Consider the following 22,209-nt stretch of genomic DNA (forward strand, 5'->3'; position numbering starts at 1 on the left):
AATCCGTGCATCTACATGTACATGCCACCATTGACCGCCAAGACCGCACCTGTAATATAGCTAGCATCATCACTGGCTAAGAATGATACTGCCGCTGCGACTTCTTCAGGCTGAGCCATGCGCCCCATCGGAACCGCATCCAGCATAGAGCTGATGAGACGCTCATCAAGCTCTTCGGTCATGTCTGTTTCAACAAATCCTGGTGCCACACAATTCACCGTCACGCCACGAGAGCCGATCTCACGAGCCAGTGCACGGCTGAAGCCTTCTACGCCCGCTTTGGTGGCAGCGTAGTTTGCTTGACCTGCATTACCCATCTGTCCTACGACCGAGGTAATATTAATAATCCGGCCTTGGCGCGCTTTCATCATACCGCGTACTGCTCGGCGGCTCATGCGATAAACAGAAGTTAAATTAGTGTCAATCACACTCGCCCAATCTTCATCTTTCATACGCATCAGCAAGCCATCTTTGGTAATGCCAGCGTTATTTACCAGTACATTGATACCGCCATAGACGCTATCAATTTCTTCGAACAGCTTGTCAACATCTTCATTGCTACACACATCGAGCACGCGCCCAATACCGCCTGATTCGCTCAAGTACTCACTGATGGCTTCAGCGCCTTTTTCGCTGGTGGCTGTGCCAATGACAAAATGACCTTCTTTGGCGAAGCGCTTGGCGATTGCCTTGCCAATACCGCGACTTGCTCCAGTAACCAATATAATCTTTCTACTCATGCCAAATTCTCCAGTTTTTCAAGGCGCGCCAATTTATCTGTTGCCAAGGCGGTGATCGGTGTCTTTTGCCGTTTGGCCAAATTCGACAGAACATTACCAGGACCGCACTCAATGATCAGATCAATATCACGCTCTGCCAATTTTTGCATGGTTTTGGACCACTGAACAGGCATGGACAGCTGTTCAATCAACGCAGATTTAATGTCCACCGTTTCTTTATGAATTTTGGCATGGCGATTTTGAATGACAGGAATATCCGCCTCGCCAAACTCTGTTTGGTTGAGTAGCGCTGCCAATGCATCGCTGGCAGGATTCATCAAGGCGCAGTGCGAAGGCACTGAAACTTTTAGTGGCACTGCTTTTTTGCCAAGTGCCTCAACAGCCGATAAAACACCAGACACCCCAACGGTTGTCCCTGCCACGACCACCTGACCTGGGCTGTTAAAATTGGCAGCATTTACCGTACCCGCCGAACCGCTCACCTCTTCACAAAGGCTCTCGACCTGCTCATCATCCAAGCCCAGCACTGCAGCCATTTGAGTATCCATACCCTGAACGGCTTCCGTCATCAATTTACCGCGCTCATGTACCAATTTGACTGCATCAGCGAGACTTAATACGCCAGCTGCCACCAATGCGCTGTACTCACCCAAAGAATGCCCAGCCAAATACATGGGCTCCAAAGATCTGTTCGATAACATGGGCTGAATGATTCGCCAGATGGCAATGCTGGAAGTCAACAAAGCAGGCTGGGTGTATTCGGTCTTATTCAAGCGATCTTCATCCTGAGTAATCGCCCAAAGATCAAAGCCTAGCGCATCACTTGCCTCATCAAATGTCTTACGCACGACATCATAAGCTTCACTAAGCTCATTCATCATACCGACAGTTTGAGAGCCTTGACCGGGAAAAACCACCGCCAAACGCTTAACACTGGTGTTGGCTTCTGTCATAATTCACCTGTTTTTACTATTAACGGCATGACTGATGCCGCATTGAATCTGTGAAATGCCAAAAAGATTGGCGTGAAGTTTGCCAATTTTACCATAAAAATAAACAATTGTTTACCCAAAATAATCAATACGATAAAATTTTTGGCAACAAAAAACCAAGCCCATTTAGAAACTTGGCTTGGTTTTTTCACTATTAACTAGTGTTTAGCTATCTTGGCTTACCTTGAATAGCTGACGACCACGGTAAAAACCGTCTTTGGTCGCATGGTGGCGAAGATGTTTTTCGCCAGTCGTTGAATCGATGCTTAGCTCAGGGATAGCGATATGGTCGTGTGAACGACGCATGTCACGGCGTGAGCGGCTCTTGCGGTTTTGTTGAACTGCCATGATAGCTCCTAATAATCAGTCAGGCAAAAACTGCCCATAAAGAAAAATGGTTCGTGCGTCTTTGTCAATTTGTGTCAATGCGATTTAGCATCAATCGCCGTCCATCATAGACCCGTGCACAATAAACGCTGTATTATACTCAAAAAACTTGTGAATTTCAAAGCCTAATCGCATAAATTTACAATTCTTTTGATAAAATCCGGATTTTTTTCTAAATTTTATCAAAAAGCACGTCGCATTAAGACAATTTTCCTTTTAATTGCGCCAGTGCTGCAAAAGGATTTTCCTGTTCCTGTACGACCTCTTCTTCGTCAGCCATTTCAACGGGCATATCACAATCATCATGCTTAGGCGACAGCGGCAACACAAGCAGCAGCTCATCTTCTAAAATGTCTTTAATGGGCAGCTTTCGAGTCGCTCCTGTGCCAAGCTCCTCCATTAAAATATATTCAGCATCGCCGATCTGCCCTACAGCCTCATTAGATTCCAAAAGCGCCAAGTGATACACACCTGAGACATCGACATCAAGCGGATCTAAGCATCTTTGACAAGCAACCTGAACCTGTCCTGTCACTTGATAATTGAGCCAAACGATGCCTTCTTGCTTAACCAAACGAAAAATAACCTGCAAGGTGGAGTCAGCAACTGTTTGCTCCTTCAGGCGCGCCATCTCGGCAGTCGATACATTGCCCTGCCATTCAAATCCGATATCCGCCCATTTTTCTAGCATGATATTTGTAGGCAAGTTTTGATTTTCAGGGTATTTGTTGGTTGTCATAATTTTGGCTTACATCAAAAAAAGTCACTGCCATTATCGCACAAATCACCATCAGACAAAAGCAACTTTTAAAAATCCTAAGTTTCAGAATTGATGAAAAATACATTATAATAGTCAAAATTTTAAAACCCCTAATTTATGATAAATTTCAACCAACTCTCTCCTGATTTTGATCGATGTCAAACTACAAGTTCAGCTGAGCACGCACAAAAAATTCAGCAGCTTTGGCAAGATTTTCATCAAAATCCCATCTCAAAGCTCAATCATGCAACTGCTCAACTCAGTGCTCAAACATGGCAAAATCTCTATCAAAAGTGGCAAGCCATTAAAGATGACACAACAAATGAACAGCTTTTGACAGACTGGCTGATTGAGTTATTTAATTTACTCTTTGACAACCCCCATCTTGAGCAGATGCCGACGATGCTTGTGCGTGGCAGTGGCGAGCCTGAATATTTTCCCAGTGACGATCAGCGCCCTGCCCGCATCGAATTTGCGCATGGTTTTTTTCAAAGTGCGCTACATGAGATCAGTCATTGGTGTATCGCCGGTAAAAATCGCCGTAAGCTCAATGATTTTGGGTATTGGTATGAATCTGATGGCAGAAATGAACACACGCAAGCTTTGTTTGAGCAAGTAGAAATCAAGCCGCAAGCCGTTGAAGCGTTGCTAACATTGGCTTGTGGTCGATATTTTTATGTCTCTCAAGACAATTTGAATGCCGATTTTGATACTTCAAAAAGTACTTTTGGCAAAGATGTGTTTGATCAAGCCCAGCTTTATTTATCTAAACCACAGACCCTGCCATCAGATGCGCAAGTTTTATTATGGATTTTTTTGGCATTAAGCCATCCAAACTATCACACCTCGATCAGGTAAGGTAACCCAATGGAAAAATTCTACATCCATCCTGACAATCCCCAAATGCGCTTATTAACTCAGGCTGCCGATCTAATAAAAAGCGATCAGTTAGTCGTCTATCCTGACCCGACTGGCTACCGCTTGGCGCTCAGACTGGATGCCAAACAATCGCTTACTCAAGCACTCCGTCTGAGTCAAAATGAACCTGAATTTTGTTTGATTTGCCGCAATATCAGCGAGATATCAACCTTTGCCACAATCAGCGATTTTGCCCATCGTATTTTAAAAAGCACTGATGACAAAACAACTCACTTTTTATTAAGTCCAACCAAAGCGTTGTCTAAGAAATTTACCCATCCAAATGATAAAACGATTTGCATCAATATCGCTCACACACCAATTACCCTAGGCTTGATAGAAATACTCGATGCACCTTTTATTAGCATGCCCATTTATATGAACGGTGAAAAATTGGAATACGACAGCATTTATGAACTTGAAATGACGATGGAGAATTTGGTGGATGGGTTTATACACGCAGGAGAGATACCGTTAAAAACATCGCCACTCATTTCATTGCTAAATGATTAGAATGATCGTTTCAAAGAAAATAAAATCACACAATTCATCAAAAAACAAAACCCTGATGGTGTCATCAGGGTTTTAAATAAAGCATTAGAATTCCCATTATGGGCGATCTACAAGCTCTACATATGCCATTGGTGCATTATCGCCATCACGGAAACCGCACTTGATAATGCGTAGATATCCGCCTGGACGAGTTTGATAACGAGGGCCAAGCTCGCTAAACAATTTACCAACCATATCTTTATTACGCATACGGCTGAATGCTAGACGGCGATTTGCAACGCTATCTTCTTTTGCCAAAGTAATCAAAGGCTCTGCCACACGGCGAAGCTCTTTTGCTTTTGGCAAAGTAGTTTTAATTAGCTCATGCTCAAACAATGAATTAGTCATGTTTTGGAACATAGCCTTACGATGGCTGCTGGTGCGACCCAGCTTGACTCCGCTTTTACGATGTCGCATGGTCAAGTATCCTTTAAATTAGCGGCTGCGATAAGAAAAACGATCATCGACACGCAAATCACTTGGCGGCCAGTTATCTAAACGCATACCAAGTTCAAGATTTTTAGATGCAAGCACATCTTTAATCTCAGTCAATGATTTCTTACCAAGATTTGGTGTTTTCAACAACTCAGTTTCTGAGCGTTGTACCAAATCACCGATGTAATAAATATTTTCAGCTTTCAAGCAATTTGCCGAACGAACCGTTAACTCAAGATCATCCACTGGGCGTAACAGCACAGGATCAATCTCTTCTTTTTCTTTGATAGGCTCAGGCGCTTCTTCAGCTTCAAGATCCACAAAAATAGCGATTTGCTGTTGTAGAATCGTTGCAGCTTTGCGAATAGCTTCTTCTGGGTCGATCGTGCCGTTGGTCTCAAGCTCGATAATCAATTTATCAAGATCTGTACGCTGTTCAACACGAGCATTTTCAACATCATAAGCCACTCTAATAATTGGGCTAAAGCTTGCATCAAGCTTTAAGCGGCCAATAATTTTAGAACTGGCATCTTCACGACGCTGATTGGCAGGCTCATAGCCGCGACCTGTCACTACACGTAGGCGCATCTTCAGATGACCACGCTCACTCAATGTACCAAGCACCAAATCAGGATTGGCAATTTCGACATTGTGCGGTAACTCAAGATCGGCAGCAGTAACAACACCTGCACCCTGTTTATCCAAAGTCAAATATGCTTCATTTTGGTCATGCAGAATGATTGCCAAAGACTTTAGATTTAAAAGAAGATCGAGTACATCTTCTTGTAAGCCTTCTAGTGTTGAATACTCATGATCAACACCTTCAATCTCAGCTTCTACAACTGCAGCACCTGATAACGAAGAAAGTAGAATGCGGCGCAGAGCATTACCTAGCGTATGCCCAAAACCGCGTTCTAACGGCTCGAGCGTGACCTTTGCAGTCGTTTCATTGACCGTATCGACGTTGATCGCGCTCGGTGTTAGAAACTCAGTTGCATTTGTCATAGTGTCACCTCGATTTAATTCGGATTATTTAGAATATAGCTCAACGATCAAGCTTTCGTTAATTTCAGCTGGTAGATCGCTACGCTCTGGCGCAGATTTGAAAGTACCTTGTAGTTTACTGTGATCAACTTCTAACCATGCTGGAATGCCACGCTGTGTCGCAAGCTCAACTGCATTTTTAATACGAAGTTGCTCTTTTGATTTTTCATGCACTGCGATCACATCACCGTCTTGAACTTGGATTGAAGGAATGTTCACACGAACAAATTCATCACGACCAGCTTTTTTCAGCATGATTGCACGGTGGCTAACCAACTGACGCGCTTCTGCACGAGTTGCACCAAAGCCCATACGATAAACAACGTTATCTAGGCGGCGCTCAAGGGTAACCAACAAGTTTTCACCAGTCGCACCACGCTCACGCGCTGCTTCTTTATAATAGTTAGAAAACTGACGCTCTAATACACCGTACATGCGCTTAACTTTTTGCTTTTCACGAAGCTGCGATGCGTATTCAGAAGTTTTATTTTGGCTATTGCCATGCTGACCAGGTACACGACCTGCTTTTTTTGTCTTCACATCAAAAGGCTTAACACCTGATTTTAATTGTAAATCAGTACCTTCACGACGTGATAGTTTTAATTTTGGACCAATATAACGGGCCATAAGTCTATCTCCTTAAACGCGGCGCTTCTTAGGTGGGCGGCAGCCGTTGTGTGGAATTGGGGTGACATCGCTGATGCTGTTAATTTTATAACCCAATGCACCTAATGCACGAACCGCAGACTCACGACCTGGTCCTGGACCTTTTACCAAGACATCAACATTCTTAACACCATAGGTTTCTTGAGCAGTTTTACCTGCAACCTCAGCTGCAACCTGAGCTGCAAATGGTGTAGATTTGCGTGAACCGCGGAAGCCTTGTCCACCAGAAGTGGCCCAAGCCAATGCATTACCTTGACGATCAGTAATCGTTACAATGGTGTTATTAAAAGACGCATGAATATGGGCGATACCTTCAGATACCGAACGACGAGCCACTTTTTTGCGGCTACGAGTGTCTTTTGCCATCTTTTAGCTTCCTAAGTTAGTTACTTTTTAATTGCTTTGCGTGGACCTTTGCGGGTACGCGCGTTTGTTTTAGTACGTTGACCATTAACTGGTAGACCACGACGATGACGAAGACCGCGATAGCAACCAAGATCGACCAAACGTTTGATATTCATTGAAACTTCACGACGAAGATCACCTTCTACTGTGTAGTTTGCAACTTCTGCACGAACAGCATCCAGTTGTGAATCATCTAACGAACCAATTTTGGTAGTTTCATCGATACCAACAGCAGCAAGAATTTGCTTAGCAGTTGTACGACCAATACCAAAAATGTAAGTTAGCGAAATCACAGCATGTTTGTTGTCCGGAATATTTACACCGGCAATACGAGCCATTGATTTCTCTCCATTAGCACAAATACGATTTGTATTTGCTAAGTTTAACCGCTATCTGACTAAATGATAGCATGGCAAGAAGCGGATAATACATTATCCGCTATGATAAATCAAGTATTAATTTGTAAATTAACCTTGACGTTGTTTGTGGCGTGGCTCTGCACTGCAAATAACAAGTACTTTACCTTTGCGACGCACAATTTTACAGCTGCCACAGATTTTTTTAACAGATGCTTGAACTTTCATGTCACGCTCCTAAAGAATCGTACAATTATGACGATTTAATGATTGTCTGATCATGGTATTGATGCGTCATTAGATGCGCTTGTAATTGAGCAATAAAGTCCATCAAAACAACTACCATAATCAATAAAGATGCCCCGCCTAGTGGAACAGGTACATTAAATGCAGACTGGATGATCATCGGCATCAAACAGATGATTGTCATGTACATTGCACCAATAAAAGTCAGGCGGTTTAAAACAAAATCTAAGTATCGCTTGGTTTGCTGACCTGGTCGAATTCCTGGAATGTAAGCACCACTTCGCTTCAAATTTTCTGCAACTTCTTTAGGATTAAACATCAATGCCGTATAGAAATAACAGAAAAATATGATCATCACCCCAAACAGTAGCAAATATAAAGGCTGTCCAGGCTGAAGTACCAAAGTGATATTTTGAATAATCTCTTGGGTCAGTGTTGGGTTTTCGCTGACAGTAGTCCATTGACCCAAACTGGCTGGAAGCAGCAGTAGCGAGCTTGCAAAAATTGCTGGAATTACGCCAGCCATATTAATTTTTAATGGCAAATGCGACTGCTGCTGCGCGTAAATTTTACGCCCTAACTGCTGTTTTTGAGCATAATTCACCGGTACGCGGCGCTGTGCACGCTCAATAAAAACAATAGCTGCTGTCACTGCAATACCTAATACGGCAAACAAAAGCATAACAATCAAATTTAAATTTTGACTGAAAGCCTGTGAAATCATACCTGGTGCGCTAGCTATGATACTTGCTAAAATAAGCATAGAAATACCATTGCCCACACCTCGCTCAGTAATTTGCTCACCAAGCCACATCAGAAACATAGAGCCTGCCACCAAAGAAGTCACTGCCGGAATATAAAAACTCAAACCGGTTGTCAGTGTCAACCCACCTGCGATTAAACCAGTAGACATACCAACCGCTTGCACAAAGGCAAGCGCTAAAGTTCCTTGGCGCGTATATTTATTTAACGTTCTGCGTCCAGACTCACCTTCTTTTTTTAACGCTTCAAGAGAAGGTACGATGGCAGACATCATCTGCACAACAATCGAAGCAGAAATATAAGGCATAATGCCTAATGCCATAATAGACATACGCTCCAATGACCCTCCAGAAAACATATTAAACATACCTAAAAATGTATTGCTATTGCTCTGGAAAAAGTTAGCCAAGCTAACAGGGTTCATGCCCGGAACAGGTATATGCGAACCAAGTCGATAAACAATCAGCGCCCCGAATAAAAAGAGCATGCGCGTCCATAACTCATCATACTTTCTTATGAAAGTAAAAGGATTTAATAGAATGCTAGAACGAGATGCTGACTGCCTTGACATAGATTACTCCTCGACACTACCACCGGCAGCTTCGATTGCTTGTTTTGCACCTTTTGTAACTTTTACGCCTTTAAAGGTCAATGCACGGCTCACTTCGCCAGACAAAATAATGCGTGCACGTTTCATGTCACCACGAATGATGTTCGCAGCTTTCAGAGTATCTAGACTCACAACATCGCCATCAATCTTATTAAGTTCAGATAGACGAACTTCAGCAGTAGTCATAGCCATCTTCGAAGTAAAACCAAATTTTGGTAAACGACGATAGATAGGCATTTGACCACCTTCAAAGCCTGCTGGAATACTTGAGCCAGAACGCGAGGTTTGACCCTTAACACCACGACCACCAGTTTTACCTAAGCCTGAGCCAATACCACGACCACGACGGAATGCTTTTTTCTTAGCACCCAATGCTGGTGATAGTTCATTCAGTTTAAGACCCATTACGCTTCCTCCACTTTAACCATGTAATGTACACGATTTACCATACCACGAGTTGATGGAGTATCCTCAACTTCAACAGTATGACCGATGCGACGAAGTCCCAAACCTTTCAAACAAGCTTTATGACTTGCCAAACGATGGGCACTCGACTTTACTTGAGTAACTTTCATTTTTTTCATCGTAACTCACCTATTTCTTAGCCCAAAATTTCTTCGACAGATTTGCCACGCTTTGCGGCAACTTGCTCTGGCGATGTCATGTCACGTAAACCTTTAAAAGTTGCTTGTACAACATTAGCTGCATTGGTAGAACCATAGCATTTTGCCAATACGTTTTGTACACCTGCAACTTCAAGTACGGCACGCATTGCACCACCGGCAATAACGCCAGTACCTTCAGAAGCTGGCTGCATATAAACTTTTGATGCGCCGTGACGAGCATTGATTGGGTGCTGCAGTGTGTGACCAGCTAAATCTACAGTAATCATATTACGCTTAGCAGCTTCTAGGGCTTTTTGGATGGCTGCAGGCACTTCACGAGCCTTACCACGACCAAAACCAACACGGCCGTTACCATCACCAACAACAGTCAATGCAGTGAAAGAAAAAATTCGACCACCTTTAACAACTTTTGCTACACGGTCAACGGCAACTAATTTTTCTACCAAACCGTCAGTTTGTTCAACTTTTGCCATGATTAGAACTCCAATCCGTTTTCGCGAGCAGCATCAGCAAGTGCTTTTACGCGGCCATGATATTTAAAACCACTACGATCGAATGCAACTTTGGTGATGCCAGCAGCTTTTGCACGCTCTGCAATCAAAGCGCCTACAGCTTTAGCTGCTTCCACATTACCTGTTGCACCTGAGCGCAAAGTTGCATCCAAAGTAGATGCCTGAGCAACAACCACACCACCAGTTGGCGAGATGATTTGTGCATAAATATGACGAGGAGTGCGGGTTACTGTCAAACGGTCAACGCCCAAATGACGGATATGTGCACGAGTTTTTTTCGCTCGACGAAGACGAGCTGATTTTTTATCGAACATTATGGCTCACCTTATTTTTTCTTAGCTTCTTTACGAAGAACAACTTCATCGCTATAACGAACACCTTTTCCTTTATAAGGCTCTGGTGGACGGAAGCTACGAATTTTAGCAGCTGCTTGACCAAGCTTTTGTTTATCGCTTGACTTCAGCACAATTTCAGTTTGGCTTGGGCTTTCAGCAGTGACACCTTCAGGTAGCGTGTATTCGATTGGGTGAGAAAAACCTAAACTTAGGTTTACTTTGTTACCCGCAACCTGTGCACGATAACCAACACCAATCAGTTGCAGGCGACGCTCAAAACCTTCGCTCACACCTTTAACCATATTGTTCAATAGAGCACGTACTGTACCAGTATGCATCCACGCTTCTTTAGTGTCTGCAACTGGAGATAGTGTAACAACACCATCTTCTTGTTTTAGCTCGACCAATTCATGCAGGCTCAAAGATAAAGTGCCATTCTTACCTTTGACTTCAACCTGCCGATCGTTCAAAGTAACGCTGGTACCTTCTGGTAGCGTTACTGGGGCTTTAGCCACACGAGACATAGGAATTTCCTTCAAATGAAAACTAAACTACCATCAGGTAAATGGTAGCCATAAAAAACTAACAGGCATTAAAGCCTGCTAGTTTAACATATCTACATTTAGGTGTAAACCTAAATTTTCTAGATTTTTGTAAGTAATTGCTTTAAGTTGATTATGCAACCAATGCGATTACTTCACCACCAATACCAGCTTCACGTGCCGCACGATCGCTCATGATACCACGACTGGTTGAGATGATGGCAACACCAAGGCCTTTTTGAACGCTTGGAAGTTCATCTTTACCGCGATATTGACGCAAACCTGGGCGGCTATAGCGCTTCAGCTGCTCAATAACACCTTTGCCTTGATAATATTTTAATTCAATATCCAAGACTTTTTTGTCATTTTCAGCTTCGCTTACTTCAGCAGAAGTAAGATAGCCTTCAGCCACTAATAAATCAGCAATTGATTTACGTAATTTAGAAGCTGGCATCTGTACAGATGGTTTGTTTCTTGCTTGTGCGTTGCGAATGCGAGTTAGCATGTCGGCAACTGGATCTTGCATACTCATAGCGTAACTCCTTATTACCAGCTAGCTTTGCGAACGCCAGGCACATCGCCTTGCATTACATGTAAACGCAACATGTTGCGTGAAAGACCAAATTTACGGAAATAACCATGAGGACGACCAGTGACGCCACAACGGTTACGTAGACGCACTGGAGATGCGTTACGTGGTAGCGCTTGCAATGCTAACATTGCATCTAAGCGCTCTTCTTCGCTAGCATTGGTATCGCTAATGATAGCTTTTAGCTGAGCACGCTTTTCAGCATACTTAGCAACAGTTTTTTCGCGTTTAAGTTCGCGATTAATCATGCTTTTTTTAGCCATAACGTTTTACCTTATCTGAATGGGAAGCCAAATGCTTTTAGCAATGCACGACCTTGATCATCATTTGCTGCAGTGGTTGTGATAGTCACGTCCAAACCGCGAATACGATCGATTTTATCAAAGTCTACTTCAGGGAAAACGATCTGCTCTTTGATGCCTAATGAATAGTTACCACGACCATCAAATGCTTTGGCAGAAAAACCACGGAAGTCACGGATACGCGGAATTGCAATGGCAACTAAGCGATCTAGGAATTCGTACATTTGCTCGCCACGTAGTGTGACTTTACAGCCGATTGGCCACTCTTCACGGATTTTAAAGCCTGCAACTGATTTGCGTGCTTTGGTTACAACAGGTTTTTGACCAGCAATTGCGGTCATGTCTGCCAAAGCACCTTCAAGTAATTTTTTATCTTGTGCTGCACCACCAACACCCATATTTAGAGTGATTTTGGTGATTTTTGGTACTTGCATGACATTTTCTAAACCCAGCTCTTCTTTGATTTGCTGTTTTAGCTTGTCATTATATAACGATTTTAATCTTGCCATTACTATATACCCTTAGTTTTTTATGCAGTCGCCACTACTTCACCAGTTGAACGATAGATACGCTCTTTTTTGCCATCTTCATTCACTTGGTAAGCAATACGATCTGCTTTTTGGGTGTTTGCGTTATAAATCGCAACATTTGAAATATGTAAAAAAGCTTCTTGCTTAACGATACCGCCTTCCTTGCCTAGCATTTGGTTAGGTTTTTGGTGTTTGGTTACAATGTTAATGCCTTCAACTTTTACACGGTCTGCTTTCACCGCCAAAATTGTGCCTTGCTTGCCTTTATCTTTGCCAGCAATCACAACCACGGTGTCGCCTTTACGTAACTTTGCCATAATAAGCCTCTAAACAATTACAGTACTTCTGGTGCCAATGAAACAATTTTCATGAATTGTTCACTACGCAGTTCACGAGTAACAGGTCCAAAAATACGTGTTGCGATTGGTGCTTTGTTATTATTCAACAATACTGCTGCATTGTCGTCAAAACGAAGCACTGAACCATCTGGGCGACGAACGCCTTTTTTGGTACGTACAACTACTGCATTCATCACGTCGCCTTTTTTAACACGACCGCGAGGAATGGCTTCTTTTACTGTTACTTTGATGATGTCGCCAACAGATGCATAACGACGATGTGAGCCACCCAGTACTTTAATGCACTGAACGCGTCTTGCACCACTGTTATCTGCAACTTCCAGCATTGTTTCAGTCTGAATCATCGCATTACTCCAATAATAATAAAGCAATAAAAGTCATTTGCCGCCAAAAAAGTAGCGGATATACATCTAAAAAGACATATATTATACTCTCAAATGACTTTTAATGCAAATGTCTTAAATTTTTACAGCAGTTTCAACTACATCCACCAAAGCCCAAGTCTTAGTCTTGGAGAATGGACGAGTTTCTTTGATGCGTACGATATCACCTTCTTGGCAAACGTTGTTTTCGTCATGCGCTTTAATTTTGGTAGAACGACGAACTTGCTTGCCATACATTGGGTGACGGATTTGGCGCTCGACCAGCACAACGATAGATTTATCCATCTTGTTGCTGACGACTTTACCAGTTACAACGCCAACTTCTTGGGTTTGGGTGTTATCGCTCATGCATCACCTCTTTGTTTTTCATTAATCAAAGTCAAAATCTTGGCAATCGTACGACGATTGTTTTTGATTTCGTGAGTATTAGCTAACTGACCCGTGGCTTTAGCCATACGCAGACGGAACGCATCAAGTTGCTTTTCGTCAAGCAATTGAGCCAACTCATCTACAGATTTTTCGCGTAATTCGTTGGTTTTCATTACATTACCGTCCGTTTAACAATGGTAGTCTTGAATGGAAGCTTAGCAGCCGCTAGCGTAAGTGCTTCACGGGCTAGCTCTTCACTAACACCTTGGATTTCATAAAGCATTTTGCCTGGTTTGATTTCTGCAACCCAGTACTCAACAGGACCTTTACCTTTACCCATACGAACTTCCAATGGTTTTTCGGTAATTGGTTTGTCTGGGAATACACGGATCCAGATTTTACCGCCACGCTTAATGCGACGAGTGATTGTACGACGCGCAGCTTCAATTTGGCGCGCAGTCATGCGACCACGACCGATAGATTTTAGACCAATTTCACCAAAAGCAACTGTGTTACCACGCTGGGCAAGTCCAGTGTTACGCCCTTTGTGCATTTTGCGAAACTTGGTACGTTTTGGTTGTAACATAGCTTAACCTCTGTCTGTGTTGCGGCGATTAGAACGGCCACGGCGTTTTGGTGCGCGTGTTTTATCTTCAACAACTGGGTTGTAGGCACTATTCATACCGTCTAAAACTTCACCACGGAAAATCCAAACTTTAACACCGATAGTACCGTAAGTAGTTTCTGCACGCACTGATGCATAATCAATGTCAGCACGTAAGGTATGCAAAGGTACACGACCTTCACGGTACCACTCTGTACGAGCAATCTCAGCACCACCTAAACGACCAGAAAGCTCAACTTTAATACCTTGAGCACCTGAACGCATGCTGTTTTGAACAGCGCGCTTCATCGCACGGCGGAACATCACACGGCGCTCAAGCTGACTTGCGATACCTTCAGCAACCAAGCGAGCATCCAAATCTGGAGAAGTGATCTCTTGGATGTTAACTTGAGCAGGAACGCCCATTAGCTTAGTCAGTTCTTTTTGTAGGCTTTCGATATCTTCGCCTTTTTTACCAATGATAATACCAGGGCGTGCACTATGAATCGTGATTTTTGCAGCACCAGTTGGACGCTCAATGTAAATATGGCTAACCATTGCACCTTCCAATTTTTTACGCAAAAAATTACGAACTTGGAAGTCATTCAGCAAATACTCTGAATATTGCTTAGGATTGGCATACCAGTTAGCGTTGTGCTTTTTGATAACGCCCAAACGAATACCAATTGGATGTACTTTTTGACCCATGATTATTCCCCTACTTTAACAGTGATGTGACAAGTGCGTTTGCTGATACGATCAGCACGACCCTTGGCACGGGGCATGATACGCTTTAAGGTAATACCTTCATCAACATAAATGGTTGTAACACGTAGTTTATCGATGTCCAAACCATTGTTATGCTCAGCATTAGCAATGGCTGAATCCAGGCATTTCTTAACTAATTTAGCACCTTTTTTGTTGCTAAATGTTAGAATGTCCAAAGCGCGCTCAATTGGCTTACCACGAACTTCGTCCGCAACCAATCTTACTTTCTGTGCCGAAATGGCGGCACCACGTAATTTTGCAGTTACTTCCATGGTAGCACCTTATCTTTTAGATTTCTTATCAACGCCATGACCACGATAAGAACGGGTCGGGGCGAATTCACCGAGTTTATGACCAACCATCTGTTCACTTACAATAACTGGCACATGAGTGCGACCATTATGAACTGAGATGGTTAGACCTACCATTTGAGGTAGAATCATCGAGCGGCGTGACCAAGTTTTGATCGGTTTGCGGCTGTTGCTTTCTAGAGCATTTTCAACCTTGGCAAACAAATGCGCATCGATAAATGGACCTTTTTTCAATGAACGAGGCATGAAACTTTTCCTTTATTTCTTGGCACGGCGGCGACGGATAATCATACTGTCAGTACGCTTGTTAGAACGAGTCTTAAGACCCTTAGCTTTCTGACCCCATGGGCTGGTTGGGTGCTTACCGAAGTTGCGGCCTTCACCACCACCGTGTGGGTGGTCAATCGGGTTCATCGCTGTACCACGAACGGTAGGACGAACACCACGCCAGCGTGCTGCACCTGCTTTACCCAGTGATTTTAGGTTATTTTCAGTATTAGACACTTCACCAATAACCGCACGGCAATTCGCGTGGATACGACGAGTTTCACCTGAACGCAAACGTACGATAACATATGCGCCATCACGACCCAATAATTGAACCGCTGCACCAGCAGAGCGAGCAATTTGAGCACCTTTACCGATTTTAAGTTCAATGTTATGAATCACTGTACCAACAGGGATATTTTTAAGTGGTAAGCAGTTACCTGGACGGATGGGAGAACCTTCGCCAGATTGAACTTGATCGCCAACGCTCAATTTTTTTGGTGCGATGATGTAGCGACGCTCACCATCAGCATACTTAAGTAGAGCAATGTGTGCAGTACGGTTTGGATCGTATTCAATACGCTCAACTACAGCTGGAATGCCATCTTTATTGCGTTTAAAATCAATTAAGCGATAATGCTGCTTATGGCCACCACCGATGTGGCGAGTGGTAATACGACCATTATTGTTACGACCACCAGTTTTAGCTTTTGATTCGACAAGCGGTGCATATGGACGACCTTTATAAAGGTGTGGATGCACTACTTTTTCAACAAAGCGGCGACCTGGTGAGGTTGGTTTTGCTTTTACGATAGGCATTTTTTATTCCTTATTCGTTAGTCGCTGTTTCGCCAGTGGCTTCTTCACCAGCACCGATTTGTACGTCTGAACCAGCTTTTAAGGTTACATACGCTTTTTTCACGTCAGAACGCTTACCAACAACACGGCCAAAACGCTTAGTTTTGCCTTTGGTGTTAAGTGTGTTTACTTTGACAACTTCAACACCTTCAAACATCAGCTCAACAGCTTGTTTGATTTCGCGCTTGGTTGCAGTGCTATCAACTTTGAAAACTTGCACACCAAGAGTGTCGCCCAGACGCTGAGATTTTTCTGAAAATACAGGTGCTTTTAGTACCTGATATAGTCTTGCGTTGCTCATGCAAGTGTCTCCTCAAATTGTTTGGCTGCTTCAACAGTCATAATCACTTTGTCAAAAGAAACCAAGCTTACTGGATCAACTTCACGAGTACCCAATACATTCACATATGGGATATTGCGTGCAGCCAAGTACAAGTTTTCGTCAACTTCATGAGTTACGATCAATGCACGTGGTGCATTCAGTTCTGCCAGCTTAGCGATAAGCTCTTTAGTTTTTGGTGCTGATACAGCGATGTCATCAACCAAAACCAAACGCTCTTGACGAACCAATTCCGCCAAAATGCATTGCATTGCGCCGCGATACATCTTGCGGTTTACTTTTTGAGACCAATCTTGTGGCTTAGCAGCAAATGCACGACCACCACCAACCCAAATAGGGCTACGGATAGAGCCTGCACGAGCACGACCAGTGCCTTTTTGACGCCATGGTTTTTTGCCACCGCCAGAAACTTCGGCACGCGTCTTTTGAGCGCGGCTGCCTTGACGAGCACCAGCTAGGTAAGCAGTTACGACTTGGTGAACCAAGGCTTCGTTGAACTCACGACCAAAAGTGATCTCTGATAGTTCAACCGCTGCACCTGTAACAGTTTTTAAATTCACGTTAATCCCCTTTACTAGGCTTTGACTGACGGACGTACGATAACGTCACCACCATTAGCACCTGGAACAGCACCTTTGATGACTAGTACACCTTTTTCGGCGTCAACAGAAACAATTTCCAAGCCTTGAACAGTAACTCGTTTGTTACCCATTTGACCTGGCATTTTTTTGCCTTTGAATACGCGACCTGGGGTTTGGTTTTGACCTGTAGAACCCAATACACGGTGAGAAACAGAGTTACCGTGAGTTGCGTCTTGAGTGCGGAAGTTGTGACGCTTCACACCACCTTGGAAACCTTTACCCTTGCTTTGACCAGTGACATCGACCAACTGACCAACTTCAAAGATATCAGCTAGGATATTACCGCCGATTTCACGACCTTCAAGATCGCTTTCTTCTGCACGGAATTCCCAAACACCACGACCAGCAGCAACGCCAGCTTTTGCGAAGTGTCCTTTTTGAGCAGCAGTCACGCGGCTGTCACGACGCTCACCTGTAGTGATTTGGATTGCGTTATAGCCATCGGTGTCTACTGTTTTGATTTGCGAGATGCGGTTGGCATCAACCTCAACCACTGTGACAGGAATAGAAACGCCTGCTTCAGTGAAGACTCGGGTCATGCCGCATTTTTTACCGACTAAACCAATCGCCATTTTAGACCTCTTTATATTAATAGTTTAATAGTTCAAACCAGACTTATGTTCATTAGCCCAAAGCGATCTGAACATCAACACCAGCTGCTAGATCCAGCTTCATCAATGCATCAACAGTCTTATCTGTTGGTTGCACGATGTCGATCATACGCTTATGGGTGCGAATTTCGTACTGGTCACGAGCGTCTTTGTTGACGTGTGGTGATGTCAATACGTTGAACCGCTCAATACGAGTCGGCAACGGTACAGGACCGCAAACTTGTGCGCCTGTACGCTTTGCAGTATCGACAATCTCTTGTGCCGACTGGTCAATCAGACGATGGTCGAACGATTTTAGTCGGATACGGATTCTCTGGTTAGCCATGCCAACAAGCTCCTAATTAAGTGCTTTATAAACTTCCATCAAACGATGTCAGTTAAACCGTTAAAATTCACTTTCAAATTATGAAAAGCAAAATAATCCTATCCCTGCCCACCATATGCAAAAGGCAAGGTAGCAGGGGTGTTTGTTCAATAGTGCCAAAAACGATGCTTCGGCTGTGGCGTTGTCTTAGTACTTCCTTTGTGTTGAACAAGGTTCATTGTTGAAGTAAACTTTTTGCATTCTTTACAAAAAGTGCAACGCAGTTCAAATGATTTGCATATTATACACGAAAAATTCGTGAATGCAAGGCGTTTATTAGATTTTTTGCTAATTTTTCTTAAATTTTGGATTGATAAATGAGTCTCTAAAAGCCCAAATCAACTCAGAAAATTAATGACCAATTTTAGTCTAGCGCAATGTTGTACTGCTCAGGCGTGAAAAAGTTTTCAATTTCAAAACGAATGGGTTTGCCAATCAAATATTCTAAGTCTGCCACTGTACCAGCTTCGCTAGATAGCATCATATCAATCACGCTTGAATGAGCGATGACGGTGAATTGCTTAGGCGTATTAAAGGTGCGTCCATAGCGCATGATTTCACGAAATATCTCAAAGCATACCGTTTCTGCAGTCTTAATATAACCTTTGCCATCACAGACAGGGCAAGGCTCACATAGCTGTTGTGGCAGTGATTCTCTGGTACGCTTGCGTGTCATCTCTACCAAACCAAGCTCGCTGACTTGAGTGATATTCGTTTTGGCATAGTCATGGGTGAGCTGCTCTTGTAAGCTTGCCAGCACATCGGCTCTGTGCACCTCTTCGGACATATCGATAAAGTCAAGAATAATGATACCGCCAAGGTTTCGCAGACGAATTTGGCGAGCGATGGCGTGTGTTGCCTCTAGGTTGGTTTTATAAACCGTATCCTCCAAACAGCGTGCACCAACATAAGAACCTGTATTGACATCAATAGTTGTCATCGCTTCGGTTTGGTCAATGATTAAATAGCCACCTGATTTAAGCTCAACACGGCGTTTTAGGGCATTTTGCAGATCTTCTTCGACACGATATAAATCAAATAAAGGAATCTCGCCTGCATAATGCGTCACCATCGGTGCAATGAAAGGTACAAACTCTTGGGCAAAATGTGCTACCTCATGATACATCATCTCATTATCAATCAGCACTTTGGTTGTTTTTTCATTAACCAAATCACGGATACACCGAAGCGGCAGTGATAGCTCTTGGTAAATCAACTCACTGCGTTTATTGGAATGTAACCGTGTCGCTGCTTGACGGGCGATGATGGTTTGCCAAAGTTGTAATAAATAATAAATGTCCTCTTTAAGCTTAGACTCACTCATCTTCTCAGCGGCAGTGCGTGCAATCAGTCCGCCTTTTAAGTTGGCGTTTTGCATAAGCTGCGTCAGAATATCTTTTAATCGTGTCCGCTCTTCAGTTTCTTCGATGCGTATCGATACCCCAACATACTCATCATTTGTAGGTAAATACACCAAATAACGAGATGGTAAAGAGATGTTCGTCGTCAGGCGAGCACCTTTTGTACCAAGTTCATCTTTGACGACTTGCACCAAAATTTTATCGCCTTCTCTTAGGCGATATTGAATTAATTCAGCGTTTGGTGACTCAGGTTTTTTGGGTAAAGCAGGTCTTTGGATATCGATGGCTGAGCTATACCCATTTTGCTCGGCACGCTCATCTTGAGAAGCGTTACTTTGATGTGCTATGCGAAGCTGTGTAATTGGTGCTGGTGGTGCTTCGTCCAAGCTGTCGCTACTACGCTTGGGTTTTTGCATATCATTGGCATGTAAAAATGCAGTTCTGGCTTGTCCAATATCCACAAACGCCGCCTGCATACCCGGCAAAACTCGCACCACAGTACCCAAATAAATATTGCCAACCAAACCCAATTTTTGGTGGCGTTCAATCAAAATTTCACTGGTAACGCCATCAGTCAGCACCGCCACGCGTGACTCCATGGGTGTATAATTAATTAATAATTCTTCTGACATTATTTACTCTTTATTTATAATTTGGTAATCTTTATCTTATACTTATGGTAAGTGATATTTTCTTAATGTGCAAGTTTAATGCCCCTTAGATGGGTTTATTGATTTCATAAATCTGATATCAGTCTATGCAATTTAAACATCGTCATATATAAATTTATCGGTCAATGCAATCAATGAACAAAATGGGGCTAATTGACTGTTTGTAAAGCCATTTTATCAATCAAAGCAAGCGTCTGCGCCAATGGCAGCCCAACAACATTGGTATAACTGCCATCAATCGATAGCACCCAAGCCATCGCACCGCCCTGAATGGCGTAAGCACCTGCCTTATCCTGTGCTTCGCCGCTTGCCCAATAAGTTGCCATCATCGCTTGGGTGATTTTAACAAAAGTTACTTTGGTGCACTCACAAATCACTGACTGATCAATCAGTTGACCTGCCTCGATCACGCTGACACACACTGCCGTCCAAATCTCATGCGATGTCTCTGAAAGCATTTGCCACATACGATAAGCATCTGCCCGATCTTTAGGCTTAGTCAGTACCAAATCATCAATCACGCCAATGGTGTCTGCAGTGATCAAAAGGCACTTATTCGGCAAATCGCCATGCAGGCTTGCTTGCTGCGCCTTGGTCAGCACCATACGATTGATATAGTCTGTTGGCGTCTCTTTAGTTTGCCAAGACTCATCAATCTCAACTGAGCGCATAATAAATTCAACGCCCGCCGCCAAAAGCAGCTCTTGGCGTCTTGGTGATGTGGATGCCAACACAATGGGCAAAGTTTTTACATCATTCATAATCGGTTTAAGATAGTAGATAACAAACGCATTATCCGCTTTTTGGCTTGCTTGGTCAAATGACTCACTGATAAATATTTACAAGTAAAAACCCTTAAGACTTGAAAGTTTGTTTTGTGCCTGTGTCAAGCTATGGTACAATTAGGCTATTTTATTAGGCTTCATGCAGTTAATTTTATAAGACACATCAGACCCAATCAGTATGATCAGCTTTTGGCGGCATCTGCGACGGTAAGTAAGCTGCCACCAAGCCATCAATGCGTGGCTTAGTTGCTTGATTTTGGCTGATCATTTTGGGAAAATTTGTGTGATTTTTAGGAGTATTCATGTCAATCACCACCGAAGATATTTTGGGCTGTGCAAATTTATCACGGCTTGCGCTTGATGAACAAACCGCACAAAGCTATGCAGGCAATTTGGATAAAATCCTAGCTATGATGGACGTCTTAGACAGCGTGAATACCGACGACATCAAGCCTTTGGCGAATATTCACGAAGCCTGCACCGATTTGCGTGCTGATGTACCAAATCCTGACATTGACCGAGAAGCTTATCAAGCAATCGCCCCCAAAGCCCAAGATGGGCTGTATTTAGTGCCCCAAGTGATTGAATGATCATGGTTCTACTTAGATCTGTCGCCATCAGTATATTGCTTAGCTTTGGCTTGATGATCGGCAACGCCGCCTTTGGGGCGCCTGCCAAATCTTCGACTCAAACAGGTCATCTGCCTGCCTTTATTGATTCTGCTTTTGCTGTCAAATACGCACTACAATATCAGCAATACGACAAAATCACGCCCCACATCCACCCTACTAAGGGCGTGCGATTTAGTCTATATGCGTATGTCAATCCTGACAAAGATAAGGTATTTAGTCAAGCTGAGTTTGATAAATATTTAAACCAATCCAAAATCCAATTCACCTGGGGCGAAAAGGACGGCACAGGCGACTTATATATCGTAAGTTTACCAACTTATCTGGCAAACTGGGTGGTGCGTGATACACGTTTTGAAAAGGTTGGCGTAAACGAATTTTATGGCACTGGCAACAGTCTAAATAACTTGGCAGACGTCTATCCTGAGCATGAATTTGTGGAATTTTATTCTGCTGGCAGCGAGACCTGCGCTGGCATGGATTGGCGGTGTATGCGACTGGTTTTTGAAACCTATCAAGGTCGCCCTTATTTGGTGGCAATCATCACCGACGAATGGACGATTTAGTTTTTATTGTTAA

The 22,209-nt window shown here is 43.3% G+C and carries 39 protein-coding genes; 4 read left to right on the top strand and 35 right to left on the bottom strand.

Annotated features, from left to right (window positions below):
• Positions 1–11: 11 nt before the first annotated feature.
• The 4 genes from fabG to AO382_RS06415 form a co-directional block, all read right to left on the bottom strand.
• Entirely contained in the window at positions 12–740 is a 729-nt protein-coding gene (fabG, locus tag AO382_RS06395) for a 3-oxoacyl-ACP reductase FabG (protein ID WP_064619200.1), read from the bottom strand.
• Positions 737–1,693, bottom strand: a complete 957-nt coding sequence (gene fabD, locus AO382_RS06400; RefSeq protein WP_064619203.1) for an ACP S-malonyltransferase — start codon at positions 1,691–1,693, stop codon at positions 737–739. Before fabD ends, fabG begins: the two co-directional genes overlap by 4 nt.
• A gap of 204 nt (positions 1,694–1,897) precedes the next feature.
• A complete protein-coding gene (gene rpmF / locus AO382_RS06410; RefSeq protein ID WP_049236855.1) occupies positions 1,898–2,080 on the bottom strand; it encodes a 50S ribosomal protein L32 in 183 nt (60 codons plus the stop codon).
• Positions 2,081–2,318: 238 nt separating this feature from the next.
• A complete protein-coding gene (locus tag AO382_RS06415; protein ID WP_064619206.1) occupies positions 2,319–2,858 on the bottom strand; it encodes a YceD family protein in 540 nt (179 codons plus the stop codon).
• A gap of 138 nt (positions 2,859–2,996) precedes the next feature.
• On the opposite strand from AO382_RS06415, the gene AO382_RS06420 reads away from it, so the two are divergent.
• The gene (locus AO382_RS06420; protein WP_064619209.1) at positions 2,997–3,737 is read left to right on the top strand and encodes an elongation factor P hydroxylase; all 741 of its coding nucleotides are present in this window, start codon (positions 2,997–2,999) and stop codon (positions 3,735–3,737) included.
• Positions 3,738–3,746: 9 nt separating this feature from the next.
• Positions 3,747–4,310 carry a Sua5/YciO/YrdC/YwlC family protein gene (locus AO382_RS06425; RefSeq protein ID WP_064619212.1) on the top strand — a complete coding sequence of 188 codons (564 nt, stop codon included), beginning with the start codon at positions 3,747–3,749 and terminating at the stop codon, positions 4,308–4,310.
• Between the two features lie 96 nt (positions 4,311–4,406).
• On the opposite strand, the gene rplQ is transcribed toward AO382_RS06425, so the two are convergent.
• The 31 genes from rplQ to AO382_RS10680 all read right to left on the bottom strand — a co-directional run bounded on the left by rplQ (position 4,407) and on the right by AO382_RS10680 (position 21,305).
• Complete coding sequence (gene rplQ / locus AO382_RS06430) at positions 4,407–4,766, bottom strand: 50S ribosomal protein L17 (RefSeq protein WP_003658620.1); 360 nt, start codon at positions 4,764–4,766, stop codon at positions 4,407–4,409.
• Between the two features lie 18 nt (positions 4,767–4,784).
• Entirely contained in the window at positions 4,785–5,789 is a 1,005-nt protein-coding gene (locus AO382_RS06435; protein WP_064619214.1) for a DNA-directed RNA polymerase subunit alpha, read from the bottom strand.
• 24 nt (positions 5,790–5,813) lie between these two features.
• Positions 5,814–6,455: a 30S ribosomal protein S4 gene (gene rpsD / locus AO382_RS06440; RefSeq protein ID WP_049236843.1), complete on the bottom strand. Its 642-nt coding sequence runs from the start codon at positions 6,453–6,455 to the stop codon at positions 5,814–5,816.
• A gap of 12 nt (positions 6,456–6,467) precedes the next feature.
• Entirely contained in the window at positions 6,468–6,860 is a 393-nt protein-coding gene (gene rpsK, locus AO382_RS06445; protein WP_003656963.1) for a 30S ribosomal protein S11, read from the bottom strand.
• Positions 6,861–6,880: 20 nt separating this feature from the next.
• Positions 6,881–7,237 (bottom strand): 30S ribosomal protein S13, encoded by a 357-nt coding sequence (rpsM, locus tag AO382_RS06450; RefSeq protein WP_049236841.1) that lies wholly within the window; start codon positions 7,235–7,237, stop codon positions 6,881–6,883.
• A gap of 129 nt (positions 7,238–7,366) precedes the next feature.
• The gene (gene rpmJ, locus AO382_RS06455) at positions 7,367–7,483 is read right to left on the bottom strand and encodes a 50S ribosomal protein L36 (protein WP_049236838.1); all 117 of its coding nucleotides are present in this window, start codon (positions 7,481–7,483) and stop codon (positions 7,367–7,369) included.
• Positions 7,484–7,508: 25 nt separating this feature from the next.
• The gene (gene secY / locus AO382_RS06460; RefSeq protein ID WP_064619218.1) at positions 7,509–8,834 is read right to left on the bottom strand and encodes a preprotein translocase subunit SecY; all 1,326 of its coding nucleotides are present in this window, start codon (positions 8,832–8,834) and stop codon (positions 7,509–7,511) included.
• 3 nt (positions 8,835–8,837) lie between these two features.
• Complete coding sequence (gene rplO / locus AO382_RS06465) at positions 8,838–9,278, bottom strand: 50S ribosomal protein L15 (RefSeq protein WP_064610282.1); 441 nt, start codon at positions 9,276–9,278, stop codon at positions 8,838–8,840.
• A complete protein-coding gene (rpmD, locus tag AO382_RS06470; RefSeq protein WP_003656968.1) occupies positions 9,278–9,457 on the bottom strand; it encodes a 50S ribosomal protein L30 in 180 nt (59 codons plus the stop codon). Before rpmD ends, rplO begins: the two co-directional genes overlap by 1 nt.
• 17 nt (positions 9,458–9,474) lie before the next feature.
• Positions 9,475–9,972, bottom strand: a complete 498-nt coding sequence (gene rpsE, locus AO382_RS06475; RefSeq protein ID WP_003656969.1) for a 30S ribosomal protein S5 — start codon at positions 9,970–9,972, stop codon at positions 9,475–9,477.
• A gap of 2 nt (positions 9,973–9,974) precedes the next feature.
• Positions 9,975–10,325 carry a 50S ribosomal protein L18 gene (rplR, locus tag AO382_RS06480; RefSeq protein ID WP_003656970.1) on the bottom strand — a complete coding sequence of 117 codons (351 nt, stop codon included), beginning with the start codon at positions 10,323–10,325 and terminating at the stop codon, positions 9,975–9,977.
• An 11-nt stretch (positions 10,326–10,336) separates the two neighbouring features.
• Positions 10,337–10,870, bottom strand: a complete 534-nt coding sequence (rplF, locus tag AO382_RS06485; RefSeq protein ID WP_064610280.1) for a 50S ribosomal protein L6 — start codon at positions 10,868–10,870, stop codon at positions 10,337–10,339.
• A gap of 151 nt (positions 10,871–11,021) precedes the next feature.
• A complete protein-coding gene (rpsH, locus tag AO382_RS06490; protein ID WP_064619220.1) occupies positions 11,022–11,420 on the bottom strand; it encodes a 30S ribosomal protein S8 in 399 nt (132 codons plus the stop codon).
• A gap of 14 nt (positions 11,421–11,434) precedes the next feature.
• Positions 11,435–11,740: a 30S ribosomal protein S14 gene (rpsN, locus tag AO382_RS06495; RefSeq protein ID WP_003656973.1), complete on the bottom strand. Its 306-nt coding sequence runs from the start codon at positions 11,738–11,740 to the stop codon at positions 11,435–11,437.
• 11 nt (positions 11,741–11,751) lie between these two features.
• On the bottom strand, positions 11,752–12,288 hold the full coding sequence (rplE, locus tag AO382_RS06500; RefSeq protein WP_003656974.1) for a 50S ribosomal protein L5: 537 nt from the start codon (positions 12,286–12,288) through the stop codon (positions 11,752–11,754).
• A gap of 20 nt (positions 12,289–12,308) precedes the next feature.
• Positions 12,309–12,626, bottom strand: coding sequence for a 50S ribosomal protein L24 (gene rplX / locus AO382_RS06505; RefSeq protein ID WP_003658625.1), 318 nt, complete (start codon positions 12,624–12,626; stop codon positions 12,309–12,311).
• 17 nt (positions 12,627–12,643) lie between these two features.
• Entirely contained in the window at positions 12,644–13,012 is a 369-nt protein-coding gene (rplN, locus tag AO382_RS06510; RefSeq protein ID WP_003656976.1) for a 50S ribosomal protein L14, read from the bottom strand.
• Positions 13,013–13,126: 114 nt separating this feature from the next.
• The gene (gene rpsQ, locus AO382_RS06515; RefSeq protein ID WP_064610278.1) at positions 13,127–13,399 is read right to left on the bottom strand and encodes a 30S ribosomal protein S17; all 273 of its coding nucleotides are present in this window, start codon (positions 13,397–13,399) and stop codon (positions 13,127–13,129) included.
• On the bottom strand, positions 13,396–13,593 hold the full coding sequence (rpmC, locus tag AO382_RS06520; protein ID WP_049236819.1) for a 50S ribosomal protein L29: 198 nt from the start codon (positions 13,591–13,593) through the stop codon (positions 13,396–13,398). Before rpmC ends, rpsQ begins: the two co-directional genes overlap by 4 nt.
• Positions 13,593–14,006: a 50S ribosomal protein L16 gene (gene rplP / locus AO382_RS06525; RefSeq protein WP_049236817.1), complete on the bottom strand. Its 414-nt coding sequence runs from the start codon at positions 14,004–14,006 to the stop codon at positions 13,593–13,595. Before rplP ends, rpmC begins: the two co-directional genes overlap by 1 nt.
• Positions 14,007–14,009: 3 nt before the next feature.
• Positions 14,010–14,732 (bottom strand): 30S ribosomal protein S3, encoded by a 723-nt coding sequence (rpsC, locus tag AO382_RS06530; protein WP_064619223.1) that lies wholly within the window; start codon positions 14,730–14,732, stop codon positions 14,010–14,012.
• A gap of 2 nt (positions 14,733–14,734) precedes the next feature.
• On the bottom strand, positions 14,735–15,064 hold the full coding sequence (gene rplV, locus AO382_RS06535) for a 50S ribosomal protein L22 (RefSeq protein ID WP_003656983.1): 330 nt from the start codon (positions 15,062–15,064) through the stop codon (positions 14,735–14,737).
• A 9-nt stretch (positions 15,065–15,073) separates the two neighbouring features.
• The gene (gene rpsS / locus AO382_RS06540) at positions 15,074–15,349 is read right to left on the bottom strand and encodes a 30S ribosomal protein S19 (protein ID WP_003656984.1); all 276 of its coding nucleotides are present in this window, start codon (positions 15,347–15,349) and stop codon (positions 15,074–15,076) included.
• 12 nt (positions 15,350–15,361) lie between these two features.
• A complete protein-coding gene (gene rplB, locus AO382_RS06545) occupies positions 15,362–16,189 on the bottom strand; it encodes a 50S ribosomal protein L2 (RefSeq protein WP_003656985.1) in 828 nt (275 codons plus the stop codon).
• Positions 16,190–16,199: 10 nt separating this feature from the next.
• Positions 16,200–16,529 (bottom strand): 50S ribosomal protein L23, encoded by a 330-nt coding sequence (gene rplW, locus AO382_RS06550; RefSeq protein ID WP_003656987.1) that lies wholly within the window; start codon positions 16,527–16,529, stop codon positions 16,200–16,202.
• A complete protein-coding gene (gene rplD / locus AO382_RS06555) occupies positions 16,526–17,128 on the bottom strand; it encodes a 50S ribosomal protein L4 (protein ID WP_049236811.1) in 603 nt (200 codons plus the stop codon). Before rplD ends, rplW begins: the two co-directional genes overlap by 4 nt.
• A 14-nt stretch (positions 17,129–17,142) precedes the next feature.
• Positions 17,143–17,781, bottom strand: coding sequence for a 50S ribosomal protein L3 (gene rplC / locus AO382_RS06560; RefSeq protein WP_003656990.1), 639 nt, complete (start codon positions 17,779–17,781; stop codon positions 17,143–17,145).
• Positions 17,782–17,833: 52 nt separating this feature from the next.
• Entirely contained in the window at positions 17,834–18,145 is a 312-nt protein-coding gene (rpsJ, locus tag AO382_RS06565; protein WP_003656991.1) for a 30S ribosomal protein S10, read from the bottom strand.
• A 403-nt stretch (positions 18,146–18,548) separates the two neighbouring features.
• Positions 18,549–20,177 (bottom strand): Rne/Rng family ribonuclease, encoded by a 1,629-nt coding sequence (locus AO382_RS06570; RefSeq protein WP_064619226.1) that lies wholly within the window; start codon positions 20,175–20,177, stop codon positions 18,549–18,551.
• A gap of 188 nt (positions 20,178–20,365) precedes the next feature.
• The gene (locus tag AO382_RS06575) at positions 20,366–20,977 is read right to left on the bottom strand and encodes a Maf family protein (RefSeq protein WP_064619229.1); all 612 of its coding nucleotides are present in this window, start codon (positions 20,975–20,977) and stop codon (positions 20,366–20,368) included.
• Positions 20,978–21,164: 187 nt separating this feature from the next.
• Positions 21,165–21,305: a hypothetical protein gene (locus tag AO382_RS10680; RefSeq protein WP_154806260.1), complete on the bottom strand. Its 141-nt coding sequence runs from the start codon at positions 21,303–21,305 to the stop codon at positions 21,165–21,167.
• On the opposite strand from AO382_RS10680, the gene gatC reads away from it, so the two are divergent.
• Together gatC and AO382_RS06585 are read left to right on the top strand one after the other, a co-directional pair.
• On the top strand, positions 21,304–21,591 hold the full coding sequence (gatC, locus tag AO382_RS06580) for an Asp-tRNA(Asn)/Glu-tRNA(Gln) amidotransferase subunit GatC (RefSeq protein WP_064610384.1): 288 nt from the start codon (positions 21,304–21,306) through the stop codon (positions 21,589–21,591). The genes AO382_RS10680 and gatC overlap by 2 nt on opposite strands.
• 2 nt (positions 21,592–21,593) lie before the next feature.
• The gene (locus AO382_RS06585; RefSeq protein WP_064619233.1) at positions 21,594–22,196 is read left to right on the top strand and encodes a hypothetical protein; all 603 of its coding nucleotides are present in this window, start codon (positions 21,594–21,596) and stop codon (positions 22,194–22,196) included.
• Positions 22,197–22,209: the final 13 nt, after the last annotated feature.

The organism is Moraxella catarrhalis, from assembly GCF_001656295.1.
GTDB classification, from domain to species: domain Bacteria; phylum Pseudomonadota; class Gammaproteobacteria; order Pseudomonadales; family Moraxellaceae; genus Moraxella; species Moraxella veridica.